At 72.5% G+C, this 16,867-nt stretch carries 14 protein-coding genes; 5 read left to right on the top strand and 9 right to left on the bottom strand.

Annotated features, from left to right (window positions below; all coding sequences use genetic code 11):
- Together AAW13_RS38530 and AAW13_RS38525 are read right to left on the bottom strand one after the other, a co-directional pair.
- The gene (locus tag AAW13_RS38530; RefSeq protein WP_143145072.1) at positions 1-666 is read right to left on the bottom strand and encodes a hypothetical protein; all 666 of its coding nucleotides are present in this window, start codon (positions 664-666) and stop codon (positions 1-3) included.
- A 100-nt stretch (positions 667-766) separates the two neighbouring features.
- Complete coding sequence (locus AAW13_RS38525; protein WP_046733864.1) at positions 767-3,022, bottom strand: ABC transporter family substrate-binding protein; 2,256 nt, start codon at positions 3,020-3,022, stop codon at positions 767-769.
- 334 nt (positions 3,023-3,356) lie between these two features.
- On the opposite strand from AAW13_RS38525, the gene AAW13_RS38520 reads away from it, so the two are divergent.
- The 4 genes from AAW13_RS38520 to AAW13_RS38505 are packed head-to-tail and all read left to right on the top strand — an operon-like array spanning position 3,357 to position 7,238.
- Complete coding sequence (locus tag AAW13_RS38520) at positions 3,357-3,647, top strand: hypothetical protein (protein ID WP_046733865.1); 291 nt, start codon at positions 3,357-3,359, stop codon at positions 3,645-3,647.
- Positions 3,648-3,695: 48 nt separating this feature from the next.
- Positions 3,696-4,517, top strand: coding sequence for a hypothetical protein (locus tag AAW13_RS38515; protein WP_046733866.1), 822 nt, complete (start codon positions 3,696-3,698; stop codon positions 4,515-4,517).
- Positions 4,518-4,533: 16 nt separating this feature from the next.
- Positions 4,534-6,465, top strand: coding sequence for a fumarate reductase/succinate dehydrogenase flavoprotein subunit (locus AAW13_RS38510; RefSeq protein ID WP_046733867.1), 1,932 nt, complete (start codon positions 4,534-4,536; stop codon positions 6,463-6,465).
- On the top strand, positions 6,462-7,238 hold the full coding sequence (locus tag AAW13_RS38505; RefSeq protein ID WP_046733868.1) for a succinate dehydrogenase/fumarate reductase iron-sulfur subunit: 777 nt from the start codon (positions 6,462-6,464) through the stop codon (positions 7,236-7,238). Before AAW13_RS38510 ends, AAW13_RS38505 begins: the two co-directional genes overlap by 4 nt.
- On the opposite strand, the gene AAW13_RS38500 is transcribed toward AAW13_RS38505, so the two are convergent.
- A complete protein-coding gene (locus tag AAW13_RS38500; protein ID WP_046733869.1) occupies positions 7,213-8,202 on the bottom strand; it encodes a phosphotransferase family protein in 990 nt (329 codons plus the stop codon). The genes AAW13_RS38505 and AAW13_RS38500 overlap by 26 nt on opposite strands.
- On the bottom strand, positions 8,199-9,257 hold the full coding sequence (locus AAW13_RS38495) for a glycoside hydrolase family 18 protein (protein WP_046733875.1): 1,059 nt from the start codon (positions 9,255-9,257) through the stop codon (positions 8,199-8,201). Before AAW13_RS38495 ends, AAW13_RS38500 begins: the two co-directional genes overlap by 4 nt.
- A 400-nt stretch (positions 9,258-9,657) precedes the next feature.
- Here AAW13_RS38495 and AAW13_RS47545 point away from each other — a divergent pair, with 400 nt between their 5' ends.
- The gene (locus AAW13_RS47545; RefSeq protein WP_046733870.1) at positions 9,658-11,205 is read left to right on the top strand and encodes a hypothetical protein; all 1,548 of its coding nucleotides are present in this window, start codon (positions 9,658-9,660) and stop codon (positions 11,203-11,205) included.
- A gap of 439 nt (positions 11,206-11,644) precedes the next feature.
- Here AAW13_RS47545 and AAW13_RS38485 read toward each other — a convergent pair whose 3' ends face one another.
- The 5 genes from AAW13_RS38485 to AAW13_RS38465 form a co-directional block, all read right to left on the bottom strand.
- Positions 11,645-14,233: a SpoIIE family protein phosphatase gene (locus AAW13_RS38485; protein WP_046733998.1), complete on the bottom strand. Its 2,589-nt coding sequence runs from the start codon at positions 14,231-14,233 to the stop codon at positions 11,645-11,647.
- A 259-nt stretch (positions 14,234-14,492) separates the two neighbouring features.
- The gene (locus AAW13_RS38480) at positions 14,493-14,936 is read right to left on the bottom strand and encodes an ATP-binding protein (RefSeq protein ID WP_079179137.1); all 444 of its coding nucleotides are present in this window, start codon (positions 14,934-14,936) and stop codon (positions 14,493-14,495) included.
- Between the two features lie 148 nt (positions 14,937-15,084).
- A complete protein-coding gene (locus tag AAW13_RS38475; RefSeq protein WP_046733996.1) occupies positions 15,085-15,489 on the bottom strand; it encodes a (deoxy)nucleoside triphosphate pyrophosphohydrolase in 405 nt (134 codons plus the stop codon).
- Positions 15,490-15,510: 21 nt separating this feature from the next.
- Positions 15,511-15,714 (bottom strand): SPOR domain-containing protein, encoded by a 204-nt coding sequence (locus AAW13_RS38470; RefSeq protein ID WP_046733995.1) that lies wholly within the window; start codon positions 15,712-15,714, stop codon positions 15,511-15,513.
- Positions 15,715-16,043: 329 nt separating this feature from the next.
- Positions 16,044-16,796 carry a GntR family transcriptional regulator gene (locus AAW13_RS38465; protein WP_046733994.1) on the bottom strand — a complete coding sequence of 251 codons (753 nt, stop codon included), beginning with the start codon at positions 16,794-16,796 and terminating at the stop codon, positions 16,044-16,046.
- Positions 16,797-16,867: the final 71 nt, after the last annotated feature.

Below are 16,867 nucleotides of genomic sequence, written 5' to 3'. Positions count from 1 at the left end.
TCAGCCACTCTTCGCGGCTGCCGCACCCGCCTCACAGGAAAGCCGCGCGGCCTGCCGGGCGAGGGCCTCGTCGACGGCGTCGTCGCAGTCGAGGACCCCGTTCAGGTCGACCTTCCAGCTCCGGGCCCGCCCGGTACTGGAGGCACCGTCGGGGCAGGAGTGGCGGAAGGTGCCGGTCACCTCCCGCACCCCGGCGTAGGCCACGAAGTCCCCGGCCCCGTCGAGTCCGGTGAAACCGGCGTCCAGGGACGGCGCCTCGGCGTGCGCGTCGGTGAAGGCGTAGGTGGTGCCGCTGTCGTCGGCCGCCAGGGTGGCGGCCGTGGAGTCGATCTCACCGATCCGCTTCCCGAGGGAGAAGAGGACCTCGGCCGGGGAGATCGCCGGGCCTTCGGCCCGCACCGAGACGCGCGGGGTGTATACCCGGCGGAGCGGGTTCTTCAGGACGCCGCCGCCGGCTCCCAGCCGTTCGCTCGCGGAGACCCCGGTCAGCCGGTCCGTCTGCGTCACGCCGGACCAGGTGAACGTGCCGTCCGTGCACGCCCCGGCCCTGGCGTCGCGGCCACCGTCACCGCCGCCGTCACCGCCGCCGGTGCAGGCCGTCAGAACCGCCGCCAGAGCCACCGCGGCCGGTCCCGCCACCCGGATCCGTCGCCCCGTGCCACGCATGTGTGCCCCCTGTCCCCCGTGCACGGACGACGGACGCCCGCGGCCTGGATCGTACGATCCAGGCCGCGGGCGCCGGTGGACAGGGGGCGCGCCGCACCGGTCAGCTCTTCGGTGATGGGCTCGCGGAGACCTTCGCGCCCTTCTTCAGGAAGCCCATGTCCTGGTACACGGGGGTCTGGAAGCCGAACGCCCCGACGTTCACCAGGCCGTTGCGGGCGCCCACGATCTGGGGGCGCTGGTACAGCGGCAGCGACCCCGCCGAGGCCCAGATCCGGGAGTCCGCCTTGCGCAGCAGACCGTCCGCCTCGCCCTCGTCCAGGGTGCCCAGTGCCTGGTCGAAGAGCTGGTCCACCTGGTCGGTGCCGATCCGCGTGTAGTTCTGCTCGACGTTCAGCGAGCCGTCGGCCGCCACCACCGGCTTGGCGTAGATCGGCCGCGCGTCGGTCGCCGGGAACGCGGACGCCGGCCAGGAGTAGAGCGCGAGGTCGTACTGCCCGGCGGCGATGTGGTCCTTGAAGTAGCTGTCGTCCGGGACCTTCTTGACCTCGGTCAGGATCCCCACCTTGTCCAGCATCCTCGTGATCTGGTCGGCGACCGCCTGGAGCGTCTCCGAGCCCGGCCCGGACGGCAGCACGAACCGCAGCGAGAGCGCCTGCCCGTCCTTGGCCAGCGGTCCGGCCGGCGCCCCCGCCCCCTTGGGCGCGGCGGTGCCCTTCGGCGCGTACGCCCCCGGTGCCCCGTGCGCGTGGTCCTTCTGGTGGTCGCGGGTGTCCTTGCCGTCGGGTCCCTTGTCGTCCTCCCCGACGACGTACTGGCCGTCCCGCCCGCCGTCGGACTTGTCTTCCTTGTCGCTCTTGTCGCTTTTGTCGCCCTTCTCGCCGTTCCCGGTCTTCTCTTCCGCCGGGCCGGCCGCCTTGCCGCCGGCCTTGACCGGCCCTCCGGCCACCCAGCCCGCGTCGGCGAGCAGCGCCTGCGCCTCGTGGGTGTCGAGGCCGCCGAGCGCTCCGCTGCTGTCGGTGTAGACGGCCTGTCCGGAGAGGCCGAGGTGGCTGCCGACCGGCACGGCGGGCAGGCCCAGCGGGGCGAGGACCAGCTTGGCGAGGGACTGGCGGTCGAGCGCGCGGGCCACGGCGCGGCGCACCCGCTCGTCGGCGAGCGGGCCCTCGGAGCCGTTCAGGGCGAGCTGGGTGTAGGCGGGCTCCAGCGACTTGCGGACGTCGAAGGCGCGCAGTTCCTGCTGCTGCTCCAGCCACTTCGCGATGGTCCTGCGGAGCTTCTTCGGCCCCTTCGGCAGCTTCTCCTCGTCCATGCCGAGGGTCAGCGCCCAGGAGCGCAGCTTCCTCGCGGAGGTCTTGCCGGCGCCCTGCAACGGTGTGCCGGTGCCCTTGCCGCGCCCGGCGATGATGATCCGCTCGGCCTCGGAGGCGTCGATGTCGGCGACGTCCACGGTGCCGGCGGCGAGCGCCGAGGCCCGCTTCTCACGGGAGACGGCGTGCAGGTCGATCTCGTCGAGCTTGGCCGGGCGGCCCCACCAGCGCGGGTTGCGGGTGAGGACCACGTCCTTCTTGGCGGGGTCGACCCGGTCGACCCGGAAGGGTCCGGCCGTGACGGCCAGCTTGCGGCGGGCACCGTCGTTGAAGGTGTCCGGGGTGCCCATGACGTCCTTCGGGTACAGCGGCGAGAACAGCGACTTCCAGTCGGCGTACGGCCGGTCGAAGGTGACCCGGACCTCCAGGTCGTTGGCGCCGCGCTCGATCCGGGCGATGCGGTCGTAGCCGGCGTTGCGGGCGGTCCAGTAGGCGGAGTCCTTGCCGGACAGGGCGCGCCACTGGGCGGCGAAGTCGGCGGCGCCGATCTCCCGGCCGTCGCTCCAGACGGCCTGCTGGTTGAGCTTGTAGAGGACGACCTGGCGCGGCTCGGTCTCGATGACCTTCGCGGACTCCAGGTAGTCGGGGTTGCGGACCGGCTTGCCGGTGGCGTCGATGGTGAACATGGACGGCAGGACGGCCTGGGCGACCCGGGTGGTGCCGGCGTCGGCGTCGGCCTGGAAGGTGTTGAGGGTCTCCGGTACGGCGTCCACGGCCATCTTGAGCGTGCCGCCCTCGGCGACCGAGTCCCGGGCGGCCGCCGCGATGTCCTGCGCGGCGAGCGGCTTGCTGCCCTCGTCGTCGGAGCCGCAGCCGGCGAGGAGGGGGACGGCCAGCGCGCCTGCGGCGAGGAAGCCGACGGCACGGGCGAGGTTCCGCTGGTCGCGCCGGAGGGTGCCGCCGTCGTTCGACTGCCGCGCCGTCGTGGCTGGTCGCGCAGTTCCCCGCGCCCCTGAACGGGCGCTGTGGCCGACGCCGTGGTGAGACATCTCTGCTTACCTCCGGGAGGCCCCGTGAACACGGGTGCGGTCTGTTCACATTTGGGGGTATTTTGGAGTTGATCACATGTACGTCAGAAGTACGGACCCCACTGAAATGGACGGGGTCCGTCGGCCGGGGACGACACGGCGGCGGGGACGGTCAAAGGCCACCCGTGCGGCGCAATGCCCCGGCGCACAGAGAGCGCGTGCGGGCGCGCGACGGAGGCATGCAATCCGCCAATCGCTGCACATGGCTTCACATCGGCAGGTGTGACGCGCAACACTCGCAGGCGCATGAACGTTGCCGCCTTGGACCTGGAGTCCGTGGAAGTGAGGTCACGTCATGTCCGTGCACGACGACCTGACGTCAGTCCAGCGCTGCCTTGAGGACCTGAACCGGTCCGTCGGCCGCCTGGAGCAGCAGCTCGGAAGCGGCGGACTGGAGATGCGCCGTGTCCGCGCCGACGCCGATCACCTGCGCGAGAGCGTGGCACTGCTGCGGGAGGCGGCCCACGCCGGCGCCCCCGGCAAGCGCCCCGATCTCGTCACCATCTCCGACGACCCGTACGACATCAACCTGTGGACGGACACGGACGACGAGGGTCTCGGCGCCCGCGACCGGCGCGCGCCGTAGGAGCGCCGCCCGCAGGCCCCCGATCCCCGAACCGACCGGAGTCATCCGTTGGCCACTGGTACGGAACCACATCCGAACAGCGGCGGCGTACGCACCCGTACGCGCGCCGCGATCTCCGCCCCGCACCTGCGGACCGACCGTTGGTGGCTGGCGCCCGCCGTCACCGCGGCCGGTCTGTTCGCGTTCGTCGTCTACTCGACCTGGCGGGCCTTCGCGAACGCCCACTACTACTCGGCGCCGTACGTCTCGCCGTTCTACTCGCCCTGTCTGGCCGAGAACTGCAAGGACATGCCGTCCGGGCCGAACGCCGACCTGTTCGGCAGCTGGTGGGCGATCTCCCCGGCGATCATCATCCTGATCTTCCCGCTGGGCTTCCGCCTGACCTGCTACTACTACCGCAAGGCCTACTACCGCAGCTTCTGGGCGTCCCCGCCGGCCTGCGCGGTGGCCGAGCCGCACGCCAAGTACACCGGTGAGACCCGCTTCCCGCTGATCCTCCAGAACATCCACCGGTACTTCTTCTACGCCGCCCTGCTGGTCGCCTGCGTGCTGACCTACGACACGGTCCTGTCCTTCCGGGACACCCACGAGAACTGGGGCCACATGGGTCTCGGCACCCTGGTCTTCCTGGTCAACATCACGCTGATCTGGCTGTACACGCTGTCCTGCCACTCCTGCCGGCACATCGTCGGCGGCAAGCTCAAGCACTTCTCCAAACACCCCGTGCGCTACAAGGCGTGGCAGTTCGTCGGCCGGCTCAACGCCCGGCACATGCTGCTCGCCTGGGCGTCGTTGGTGAGCGTGGCGCTCGCCGACTTCTACGTCTATCTGCTCGCGTCCGGTGTCTTCGACGATCCGCGATTCTTCTAACGAGTGGGGCCTTCTGATGGCAGCGGTGGAGCGGCAGCAGTGGGACGTCGTGGTCGTCGGCGCCGGCGGGGCCGGACTGCGCGCCGCGATCGAGGCGCGCGAGCGGGGCGCCCGTACGGCGGTGATCTGCAAGTCGCTGTTCGGCAAGGCGCACACGGTGATGGCCGAGGGCGGCATCGCGGCGGCCATGGCCAACGTCAACGAGCACGACAACTGGCAGGTGCACTTCCGCGACACCCTGCGCGGCGGCAAGTTCCTCAACCAGTGGCGGATGGCCGAACTGCACGCCAAGGAGGCCCCGGACCGGGTCTGGGAGCTGGAGACCTGGGGCGCGCTCTTCGACCGCACGAAGGACGGGAAGATCTCCCAGCGCAACTTCGGCGGCCACGAGTACCCGCGCCTCGCCCACGTCGGCGACCGCACGGGCCTCGAACTGATCCGGACCCTGCAACAGAAGATCGTCTCGCTCCAGCAGGAGGACCACCGCGAGACCGGTGACTACGAGTCCCGGCTGAAGGTCTTCCAGGAGTGCACGGTCACGAGGATCCTCAAGGACGGCACACGGGTCTCCGGCGTCTTCGCCTACGAGCGTGAGACCGGCCGTTTCTTCGTCCTGGAAGCGCCCGCCGTGGTGATCGCGACCGGTGGCATCGGCAAGTCCTTCAAGGTGACGTCGAACTCGTGGGAGTACACGGGCGACGGGCACGCGCTGGCCCTGCTGGCCGGGGCGCCGCTGCTGAACATGGAGTTCGTGCAGTTCCACCCGACGGGCATGGTCTGGCCGCCGTCGGTGAAGGGCATCCTCGTCACCGAGTCGGTGCGCGGCGACGGAGGGGTGCTGCGCAACTCCGAGGGCAAGCGGTTCATGTTCGACTACGTCCCGGACGTCTTCAAGGAGAAGTACGCCGAGTCCGAGGAGGAGGGCGACCGCTGGTACGAGGACCCGGACCACAACCGGCGTCCCCCCGAACTGCTCCCCCGCGACGAGGTGGCACGGGCCATCAACTCCGAGGTGAAGGCGGGCCGCGGCTCCCCGCACGGCGGGGTCTTCCTGGACGTGTCGACGCGGATGCCGGCCGAGGTGATCCGGCGCCGGCTGCCGTCCATGTACCACCAGTTCAAGGAGCTGGCGGACGTCGACATCACCGCGGAGGCCATGGAGGTCGGGCCGACCTGCCACTACGTGATGGGCGGGGTCGCCGTCGACTCGGACACCGCCGCCGCGCGCGGGGTGCCGGGGCTGTTCGCGGCCGGTGAGGTGGCCGGCGGAATGCACGGCTCCAACCGGCTCGGCGGCAACTCCCTGTCCGACCTGCTGGTGTTCGGCCGCCGGGCCGGCTGGCACGCGGCCGAGCACGCGGCGGGCCTCGGCGCCCGGCCCGCGGTGGACGACGGCCAGGTGGACACCGCGGCCGCGGAGGCGCTGCGTCCGTTCTCCGCGGAGAGCGAGGACCCCGACGCCGGCCCGCCGGAGAACCCGTACACCCTCCACCAGGAGCTCCAGCAGTCCATGAACGACCTGGTCGGCATCATCCGCCGGGAGGGCGAGATGGAGCAGGCCCTGGAGCGGCTCGCCGCGCTGCGGGTACGGGCCCGCCGGGCCGGGGTGGAGGGCCACCGCCAGTTCAACCCGGGCTGGCACCTCGCGCTGGACCTCAGGAACATGCTGCTGGTCAGCGAGTGCGTGGCGCGGGCGGCGCTGGAGCGCACCGAGTCGCGCGGCGGGCACACCCGTGAGGACCACCCGGCCATGGACCGCAGGTGGCGCCCGGTGAACCTGCTGTGCCGGCTGGCCGATCCGACGGGCGGCCTGGCGGCCACCGACCCGGTGCGCGGCCAGATCACGCTCGTCCGCGAGAACACCGATCCCGTCCGTCCCGACCTGCTGGCCCTCTTCGAGAAGGAGGAGCTGGTCAAGTACCTCGCCGAAGAGGAGCTGTACGAATGAGCGGCTACACGGCCCGTTTCCGGGTGTGGCGGGGTGACGTCGAGGGCGGCGGCCTGGCGGACTTCGAGGTCGAGGTCAACGAGGGCGAGGTGGTCCTCGACATCATCCACCGCCTCCAGGCCACCCAGGCGCCGGACCTGGCCGTCCGCTGGAACTGCAAGGCGGGCAAGTGCGGTTCGTGCTCGGCGGAGATCAACGGCCGTCCCCGGCTGATGTGCATGACCCGGATGTCCGTCTTCACGCAGGACGAGACCATCACGGTCACCCCGCTGCGCGCCTTCCCGGTGATCCGCGACCTCGTCACCGACGTCGGCTTCAACTACCAGAAGGCCAGGGAGGTCCCGGCGTTCGTACCGCCCGCCGGGGTGGGTCCCGGCGAGTACCGGATGTTCCAGGAGGACGTGGACCGGTCGCAGGAGTTCCGCAAGTGCATCGAGTGCTTCCTGTGCCAGGACACCTGCCATGTGGTGCGCGACCACGAGGAGAACAAACCGGCGTTCGCCGGCCCCCGCTTCCTGATGCGGGTGGCCGAACTGGACATGCACCCGCTGGACGCGGCCGACGCCTCCGGCCTGGACCGCAAGCGCACGGCCCAGGACGAACACGGCCTCGGCTACTGCAACATCACCAAGTGCTGCACGGAGGTGTGCCCCGAGGGCATCCACATCACGGACAACGCGCTGATCCCCCTGAAGGAGCGGGCCGTCGACCGCAAGTACGACCCGCTGGTGTGGCTCGGCTCGAAGATCAGAAGGCGCCCGGCAGCAGGCTGAGTGCCTGCCGCAGGTTGAACTCGGCGATGTCCCGCATCGGTTCCCGCTCCGGGAAGTCGCCGTCGAGCAGCCGGAGCGGCCCCGCGACGAGGTTGAGGTGCATGGCGAGCCGGTACAGCCCCAGCCGGTCCTCGTCGAGGTCGGCGGCGCGCAGCACGTCGTAGGCGGGCCCGAAGCGGTGCTGGAGGAAGACGTGCTCCCACTCGGCGTCGAAGTACATCAGTCCTTCGATGTCGATGAGCGCGGGATCGCCCTGCTCGGTCACCAGGACGTGGTCCGGGCCGAGTTCGCCGTGCACGAGCGAGGCGTGGTCGCGGGGCTCGACCGCGTCGTAGAGCTCGCGGACCCGCTCGGTCAGCGCCCGGCGGGCCGCGCGCACCCGGGGGTCGCGCTCGGCGACCTCCGCGATGTCGTGCACCGCGCGGTCGGCGACGACCTGCTCGCAGGAGTCGCCGAGCGGCTTGCCGCCCTCCTCCACGAGGGCGGCCTTGCCGTATCCGGCGGCGGTGTACTCGCGGAGCACGCCGAGCGTCCCGGCGAGCCGGGCCAGCGGCACCCGTGCCGCGCCCGGGTCGCTGCGCAGCAGCACCTCCAGGCTGCCGCCGCGGACGTCCTCGACGACCGCCGCGTAGGCGGGCAGGTGCTCGGCCTCCTCGTCGGCGAAGAGCAGGCGCGGGGTACGGACGCCGAGTTCGGTGAGCCGGTCGTGGGCGGCCAGGAAGAGACCGAGCCCGGAGGCGTGCGCGAACGGGTCGCGGATGTCGGCGTCGGCCGGCCCCCAGTAGTCCTCCTCCGGGGACCAGACGTAGGCGATCGCGGACCGGCCGTTGTCGAGGGCGAGCCGGTAGACCCCCTTCTTGGATCCGCCGCGCAGCCGGGTGACGACGGCGGGAACCCTGCCGAGGGCCTGGCGGGCGAGCGGTGCGAGGTCGTCACGGGTGAGGTGGGCACGAGCGGTTGTCATGGCGTACGGACCCAGTCCTTCCGATAAGAGGTCCAGTCATCCTCGGTGGCGGCGAAGTCGACGTACAGGGCGACGCCGAAGTTAGCGCGATCCGCGTCCGCGCGTGACAGTCCCAGCCGAACCCCGCGCACGGCCGCCGGCACGGTCTCGGCGTGCGCCCAGTGGCCGAAACGATTCTCGTGGTAGAAGGGCAGCCCCATCAGAAGGTCGGTTCCGGCCGGGGTGACCTCGATCGCGAGGCTGGTCTGCTGGGCGACATAGCCTCCGTACAGGCTCTCCAGCGGCTGCATGGTGTCGTACGACATCACGGCGATCTGGTCCACCCGACGGGCGACCTGGCCGAAATACTCCTGCGACCACCATTTCGGATGACCGGTGAGAGTACCCCAGAAGGAGTGAAAGGCCGGCAGCGGATCGATCTGGTGTGCGGCGACGGACAGCAGCGGGGTCGCGGGGCGCAGGGCGTCGAGAAGGGCGAGGTAGTTCCGGTCGCCGGAGTGCAGGGGCTCCAGGTCGAAGTGAACCCCGTCGAACCCGGCGGCGACGACCTGCCGGGCGGACGCGACGACCGCGGCGCGCGTCTCCTTCCTCTCCAGGTGCATGGCGTACGGCTTCTCGGGCGCGATCTCGTCACCCAGCCAGGCCTGTACGCGCACACCCGGCAGTTTTCGATGCACGGCCGTTATCAGCCAACGCGCCTTGGAATAGGCCGATGTGGGCAGCGTGCCGTTGTGTTCCAGTGGTCCGGCATGGACGTAGAGGTCGCGTATGCCGGTGCCGGCGAGCCGGGCGGCGAGGGCGGTGACGTCGGCGTCGCCCTTGCGCCCGTCGACCCAGGCGTGCCCGAGCCACAGGGCGTCCCTGTCCCGGGTACGGGCGCCCGGCTCCGGGTCGCCGGTGTAGTTGACACGGAGGGCGGTCTCGGCGATGAGGAGGGGGACGAACAGGACGAGGACAGCGAGCAGCGCCCCCCTCCGTGCCCGGCGCCCCCAGCCGCCCCTCTTCCGCCCCGCGGACCCGCCCGACGCACCGCCCCCCTCGCCCTCTGACGCCACCCCGGGCCCCGTTCCTGGTCCGGTCCCGGCGCCCGGTCCCGGTTGGGTGCCGGCTCCCGGTCCGGCGCCGGCCTCCGGTCCTGCTTCGGTGCCGGCTCCCGGTCCTGATTCGGTGCCGGCTCCCGGTCCCGGTTGGGTGCCGGCTTCCGGTCCCGGTTGGGTGCCGGGCTCCGGTCCCGGTTGGGTGCCGGCCTCCGTGCCCGGTTCGGTGCCGGGCTCCGTGCCCGGTTCGGTGCCGGGCTCCGTGCCCGGTTCGGTGCCGGCGCCCAGTCCCGGTTCCGGTTCCGTTCCCCGTTCCGGTTCCGTTCCCCGTTCCATCGTGTGGCCCCCTCTGCTCGCCGGCCCCCGGGTGTCCCCGTCCCGGTCGCGGTGGCGACTGGCTGCCCATACCCTCCGAAATGTGACGTCCTTGATCCGGGGTCGGCCGAGGCATGCCACCGGGCACATAGGTGTGCGGGTGGGGCACGCGGTGCTGGGCGGGGTGGCCGGGGTGGTCTGGCTGGTGTTGCCGGTGATGACGAGCGTGGCTCAAGATCCGGTTCCCGCGACCGGTGGCGGGCCGGTCGCCGCGGCCCCGGCGGATGGCGCGGGCGAGACGGAGGGCACGGGCGGGGCCGAGGGCGCGGGCGAGGCGGAGGGCGCGGGCGAGGCGGAGGGCGCGTCGGCCACCGACTACGTGCTTCCGTTGGTCGCGGTGGCCGCGGCCGGGGCGCTGGGCGGTTACGGATACGTACGCCGGACCCGGCGGGCCCGCTCGCGCACCACACCGGGGATCGTCTCCGCGCAGCCGCCGACCCCGTCGCCCGTCGACCTCGAACGGCAGGCAGGGGCCGCCCTCGTCCTCGCCGACGACTGCGTCCGCACCAGCCGGGAGGCCCTCGGACACGTCGACGCGGACGAGGCCGTGATACGGGCCCTGCGCGCCGCCGGGACGGAGTTGTCGGCCGCGTTCGCGATATGGCAGCGGTACGGGGAGGGGGTGCCTGAGGACCCCGTCGGCCGACGGCAGGCGCTGGTGGGGGTGGTCGGGCGGTGCGCGGAGGCCGGGCGCCAACTGGACGCACAGGCGGCCGCGTTCGACGCCGGGTGGGACACGGCGGACGCGCTGACGGCGGCCGAGGGACGGTTCCGGGAACTGGCCGCACGGGCGGCCGGCGTGCAGGACGCGCTGGCCCGGACGCGGGAACGGTACGGGCCGGCCGCCGTGGACGCCGTCCAGGGATACGTCGAACAGGCCAAGGACCGCTTGGTGTTCGCGACCGGCCGGCTCAACCAGGCACGGCAGGAAGCCGATTCGGGGGACGGGGACGGCTACCGGCGGGGGCTGCGCGCGGCCCAGGGCGCCGTGGCCCAGGCCGGGGTACTGCTGGGCGCGGTGACCCGGTTGGTGGACGAGGTGCGGACGGCGGCGGGGCTGCTGCCGGCCGCGCTCACGGGCGCGGAGGCGGAACTGGCGGGGCTGCGGCGGACCGCGCTCCCGGCCCGGCCGGTCCACGCCGACGTGGTGCTGGCGGCCGTACGGGCGGAGTTGACCGCGGGGCCGTACGACCCGCTGGACGCCCTGCGCCGGGTGGTGCGGGCGGTGGAGGGAACGGGGGGCGGCCGGGCCGGGGTGATCGCGGCGGGGGCGGAACTGGTGACGCGGAGTGCGCTGCGCGCGGCGGACGACTTCGTCGGGGTGCACCGGGGAGCGGTGGGGGCGCAGGCGCGGGCGCTGCTGGCGGCGGCGGGGTCGGCGGCGCCCGCGGACGCCGACCGGCTGGCGCGGCGGGCGCGGGAGCTGGCCGGGCGGGACGTACGGGCGCACGGCAACCCGTTCGCCGGGGAGGCCGCGCACGAGAGCGGGCTTGCGGGGGTGGTGCTCGGCGGTGTGCTGCTGGGCGAGGAGGGGGACGGGGGGCCGGTGGTGGCCTTCGGGGGGCCGGACACGCGGAGACGGCTGGGGTAGCGCGGCAGGGGGTGGGGCGGTGTGCCGTCGGGCGGGTGCGGGTGGGCTGTGGCCGGCCGCGCAGTTCCCCGCGCCCCTGAAGGGGCGCCACAGCTGACGCCCCTGGCAGGAGCACAGGACCGTTCCATGTGCGTGCACGGGAGCGCCCCGAAGGAGCGCCACAACTGACGCCCCTGGCAGGAGCACAGGACCGTTCCATGTGCGTGCACGGGAGCGCCCCCAAGGAGCGCCACAACTGACGCCCCTGGCAGGAGCACAGGACCGTTCCATGTGCGTGCACGGGAGCGCCCCCGAAGGAGCGCCACAGCTGACGCCCCTGGCAGAGGCGCGGGACGGTTTCGATGTGCGTGCGCGGGAGCGCCCCCCCGAAGGGGCGCGGGGGACTGCGCGACCGGCCCTCGCGGCGGCGCGGCGGAACACGGGCCGGACCGCACCGCACTCAGAACAGGCTGAGCAGGGCCTCCGCGGGGTCGGTCAGGCCCGTCTCGCCGTCCGGCAGCGGGAGTTCGAACCACACCGTCTTGCCGCGCGGCGTCCGCCGTGAGCCCCACGCCGCGCTGAGCAGACCGACCAGTTGCAGCCCGCGCCCGCCCTCGTCGGTGTCCCGCGCCCTGCGGCGGCGCGGCTGGACGAGACCGGAGTCCCAGACCTCGCAGACCAGCGTGCGGTCGAGGAGCAGGCGGAGCCGTATCTCGCCCTCGCCGTACCGCAGGGCGTTGGTGACCAGCTCACTGACCAGCAGCTCGGTCGTGTCGACCAGCGGCTCCAGGTCCCAGGTGAGCAGCTGGCCGCGCGCGTACTCCCGGGCCCGCCCCACACTGCGCGGCTCGCGCGGCAGCGTCCAGTCGCCGACTGACTCGGCCGGCAGCCCCTGGACACGTGCCATCAGCAACGCGATGTCGTCCTCGCCGTGGTGTGTGTCGAGGGTGTTGAGGACGTGGTCGCAGACGTCCTCCAGGGGCCGGGACGGGTCGGTGAGGGCGCCGACGAAGGCCTGCAAACCCTCGTCCAGGGGATGGTCGCGGGATTCGACCAGGCCGTCGGTGTAGAGCGCGAGGAGGGAGCCCTCGGGGAGGTCCACCTCCACCTCTTCGAAGGGCTCGCCGCCGACGCCGAGCGGCATGCCCGGCGGGACGTCGAGCATCAGGGCCGCCTCGCCGGGTTCGACCAGTACGGGCGGCAGGTGGCCGGCGTTGGCGAACGTACAGCGCCTGGTGACGGAGTCGTAGACGGCGTACACGCACGTCGCGAGGTAGACCTCGGAGAGGTCGGCGTCCCGGGGCTGGCGGGCCGTGCGGGTGGCCTGCTGGACCCCGCCTGGGGTGCCCAGACCGCGGGCGATCTCGTCCAGCGCGGAGAGCACCTCCGCCGGTTCGAGGTCGAGCAGCGCCAGCGTGCGGACCGCCGTGCGGAGTTCGCCCATCGCGACCGCCGCGCGCAGCCCCCGGCCCATGACGTCGCCCACCACCAGCGCCGTGCGGTGGCCGGGCAGTTCGATGACGTCGAACCAGTCGCCGCCGACCTCGGTCGCCGCGTTGCCGGGCAGGTAGCGGCAGGCGATGTCGAGGCCCGAGGCCTCGGGGTCGCCGGGCGGCAGCAGGGACCGTTGCAGTATCAGCGCGCGTTCGTGCTCGCGGCGGTAGAGACGGGCGTTGTCGATGCAGACGGCGGCGCGGGCGGCGAGTTCGACCGCGAGGTCCCGGTCGCGGTCCCCGAACGGTTCGCTGCCCTTGGTGCGGGCGAACTGGGCGAGGCCTACGACGGTGTCGTGGGCGACCATCGGGACTGCGAGCGTGGACTGCACCAGGCCGCCGTCCGAGGCGGGGACGTACTGCGGCCGGGCGGTGCGCAGGGCGTCCGCGCAGGGCGAGTTGAACGGGTAGTGGTGGACCGCGCCGACGGCGACCGGGGCGCCGCCGCCCACGAAGGGCGCGTCGGAGACCGCGCTGGCGAAGGCGACCCGGCGCAACTCCGCGCTGCCGTCGGCGAGTCCCGGCGGGGCCTCGTCGCCGGCCAGCAGCCCCTGGTAGAGGTCGACGGTGGCGAGGTCGCAGAAGCCGGGCACGACCACGTCGAGGAGTTCGCGGGCGGTGGTCTCCAGGTCGAGGGAGTTGCCGATGCGGGCCCCGGCCTCGTTGAGGAGGGCGAGGTTGCGCCGGGCGGCGGCGGCCTCCCGGGCGGCGGCACGGCGGGCGGTGATGTCCAGGCCCAGCCAGGCGATGCCGATGGGGCGGCCGGTGCCGCTGTGCACCCGGTAGAGGTTGATGGACCAGTGCCGGCGTTCCTCGGAGCCCGGCACGAAGCCCGTGACGTGCATGTCCGTGATGGAGTTGCCGCTCTCCAGGACCCGGCGCAGGGTGGCCGCGACCCGTTCCGCCTCCGAGCGCGGCAGGTAGTCGTGGACGCCCTTGCCCCGGTGGTCGTCGGGGGTGCCGCCGAAGATGGAGGAGAACCGCAGATTGGCGCGGCGGATCCGGAGGTCGGGATCGATCAGCAGGAAGCCGAACGGAGATTGACCGAATATCGACTGCGAGGCGGCCAGGTCGGTCTCGATGCTGCGCAGGGTGCGGACGTCGACGACGATGCACACGGCCGCGTTCTCGCCCTCGGCGGTGCGGGTGGGCATGACGTAGACCTCGGCGAGGCCCTCCTCGCCGCGGGTGCCGTCGGGTCCGTCGGGCATCCGGAACGGGACCACCCCGGTCCACTCCCGCCCGTCGAGGATCTCGGCCATCTTCCGCTGGCCGCGTTCGCGCAGGTCGGGGTCGATGAACGCCTCTATGGGGTCCATGCCGACGGCCCGCTCGGCGGGGATGCCGAAGATCTGCTCGGCGCGCAGGCTCCACTGGTCGACCAGCCCACCGGCGCCGATGGAGAACGAGGCGACCTTGATGTAGTCGTAGATCGAGCCGGGCGGGCTGCTCTGCCACATGGCGTCGCCGGGGACCGCGGCCTCGCCCGCCGTCCCCGCCCTCGCGCCGTCCGACGGGTCCTCGGACTCCGTGGCCTTAGCTGGTATCTCGCTCACGCGAACCGTCCCCTCCAGCTCACCGCGCCCGGCACCGGTCACCGGGTGCGGCTGCCCGCAGTATCCAGCACTACGGCGCCGCCTGACACGGTGTTCACGATCACAGCACGGTCCGGACGATTTCCGGACCGGACCGTGACAACACTTCCAGTCTTCTAACCAGGGAACACGTCCTCGAACCACGCTCTCCGGCACCCGTTGCCGGGCCACTCTCGCGAGTGGACGGCGTAGCACTGCGTGTACATCCCCTTCACCCGGTTCACCCGGGTACGGCCAGCTCGAACCAGACCGTCTTGCCGTTGACGCCGGGGCGGGTGCCCCAGCTGCGCGAGGAGCCGGCGACCAGTTGGAGGCCGCGGCCGCTCTCGTCGTCGGGGCTGGCGGCGCGTTCCCGCGGCGGGTCGGGGAGCGGGTCGGAGACCTCGACGCGCAGGGTTGCGCCGAGGTCGGCGGGGCGGACCAGACGGACGCCGATGGGACCGGTGGCGTGTCGCATGGCGTTGGTGACCAGCTCGCTGACCAGCAGGGCCGTGATGTCGGCGAGGGGGTCGAGGCCCCAGCCGCGCAGTTGGTCTCGGACCGCGGTACGGGCGGTGCGCACGGCGCCCGGTTCCGCGGGAAAGGTCCACTCGACGGTGTCACCTTCGGTGTCGATCACACCGATCACTTCCCGTGCAGCGTGCCCGCCCATGCCCGGTTTCATGGGGTTAATGGGCACATACCCGATATCCCTGGGGCAGTACCGCACACCGGGTCGCACTGTGGTGCGAACGGGGTAAGAGGGGGCTCGTACGCCTGCCGGATCGATAGGCGCGCGCTGCCGGCGGCCGCGGGTCGCGGGGGCCGATCGCCTACGGGGCGCTCCAGGCCGCGGCGACCTCCCGTACCGCCGGGACGTCCTGGTCCAGCCAGTCCACGGACCAGAGCTGCTCCGGTGTCAGCCAGCGGAGTTCGTCGTGGTCCTGGAGGGGCCGGGGAGCGGCGGAGTCCGGGCGGAGTTCGGCCGTCCACACCTGGAGGACGTACGGGTCCCGCAGCGGCCACTCCCCCGGTACGCGGGAGACCGCCGCCGCCTCCACGCCCAACTCCTCGCGCAGTTCGCGCACCAGGGCGTGTTCGGGGGTCTCGCCGGGCTCCACCTTGCCGCCGGGCAGCTCCCAGCGGCCGGCCAGGTCCGGGGGCGCGCTGCGGCGGGCCGCGAGCAGGCGGCCGGCGTCGAGCAGGGCGGCTCCGACCACCACGATCCGTTCGCTCATGGTCCGGAGCCTACGGGAGGCTCAGTTGCGCAAGCCGCCGTCCCCGTTGCCGTTGCTGTGGCCGATGCGCTCGACCCAGTAGAGCTGTTTGTGCCCGCGGTCGTCGAGACTGTCGGCGATCTTCTGCGCCTCGGCCCGGGTCGCGTACCGGCCGACGCGGTACCGATTGCCGTTGTCGTCCTGCCGTATGACGAGCCAGGGGAGAGAGACCGTGCCTTCCGTCATCGCGCCCCTCCGTATCTCCCAGCTCCCGCCCATCCCCGCCCCGCCAAGGAAACCGCACTCCGCATATGCCCGAGCGTACGCCTAACCTTTACGCAGCGAACACGGCTTTTCACAAAGAGGTACGCAACCAGCCAGAACGGTGGGGGCGCACGAGGACGAGTGCGCCGTTCGCGCGCCGCGCGCTTCGGGTCCCGGGCATACCGGGGACAGCCGGGATCACCTGGGAGAACGGCCGGATCGCGGCGGCGCGGCCGCGGTCCGGACCCGGACCGCGCGGGCGCCGATCTCCGCAAGGGTGTGCGCTACTTCACGCACAGGTGGTACGCGCGCTACTTCACCGGCAGATGGTAGGAGGCGCGGTAGCGGTCCGCCGGGACGACGACGTCCGCCGTCTCCACCGGGCGGCCGGAGGCGTAGTAGGTCCGCTGGATGACCAGGACCACATGGCCGGGGACCCCGCCGAGCGTGAGCAGTTCCTCGGCGAGGCCGGGGCGGGCGCCGACCTCCTCGGTGACGTTGTCCACGATGACGTCGATGGCGCGCATCCGCTCGACGACGCCCATCCCGCCGAGCGGGCCCTCCTCGGGCAGCATCACGGGGGTGCGGCCGGTGACGGCGAGGGGCTCCCAGGAGGTGGAGAGCATCATCGGCTCGCCCGCGTCCCGGAACAGATAGCGGGTGCGCATCACCCGGTCGCCGACGTGGATGCCGAGCCGGTCGGCGATCGCGCTGCCCGCCTCGGCCTGCTCACTGCTGGACTCCCAGGTGCCGCGCGCCGCCGCGTCGGCCTGCTCCTGCCGGAACGGCGTCGCGCCGCCCGCCGGGCGGTACCCGGAGCGGGCCACCCGCCGGGGCACGGGCCGCTCGCGCACGTACGTCCCGGAGCCGGAGCGGCCCTCGACCAGGCCCTCGGCCATCAGCACCTTGCGGGCCTCCAGGGCCACGGTGTCCGAGACGCCGTACTCCTCGCGGATGCGGGCCTGGGAGGGCAGCCGGGTGTGCGGGGGCAGCGAACCGTTGACGATCTTCTTGCGGAGATCACCCGCGACTCGCAGATACGCCGGCTGCTCACCGAAAGTCACTGGCCGCTCCCATCAGGTTGTACAGACAGCAACAGCGTGGCAACCGTGGGTTGAGCGGTGCAAGCAAAGGC

Origin of the sequence: Streptomyces humi, from assembly GCF_001005085.2 — a bacterium.
GTDB lineage: Bacteria > Actinomycetota > Actinomycetes > Streptomycetales > Streptomycetaceae > Streptomyces > Streptomyces humi.
This window is presented reverse-complemented; position numbering and strand designations above follow the sequence as displayed.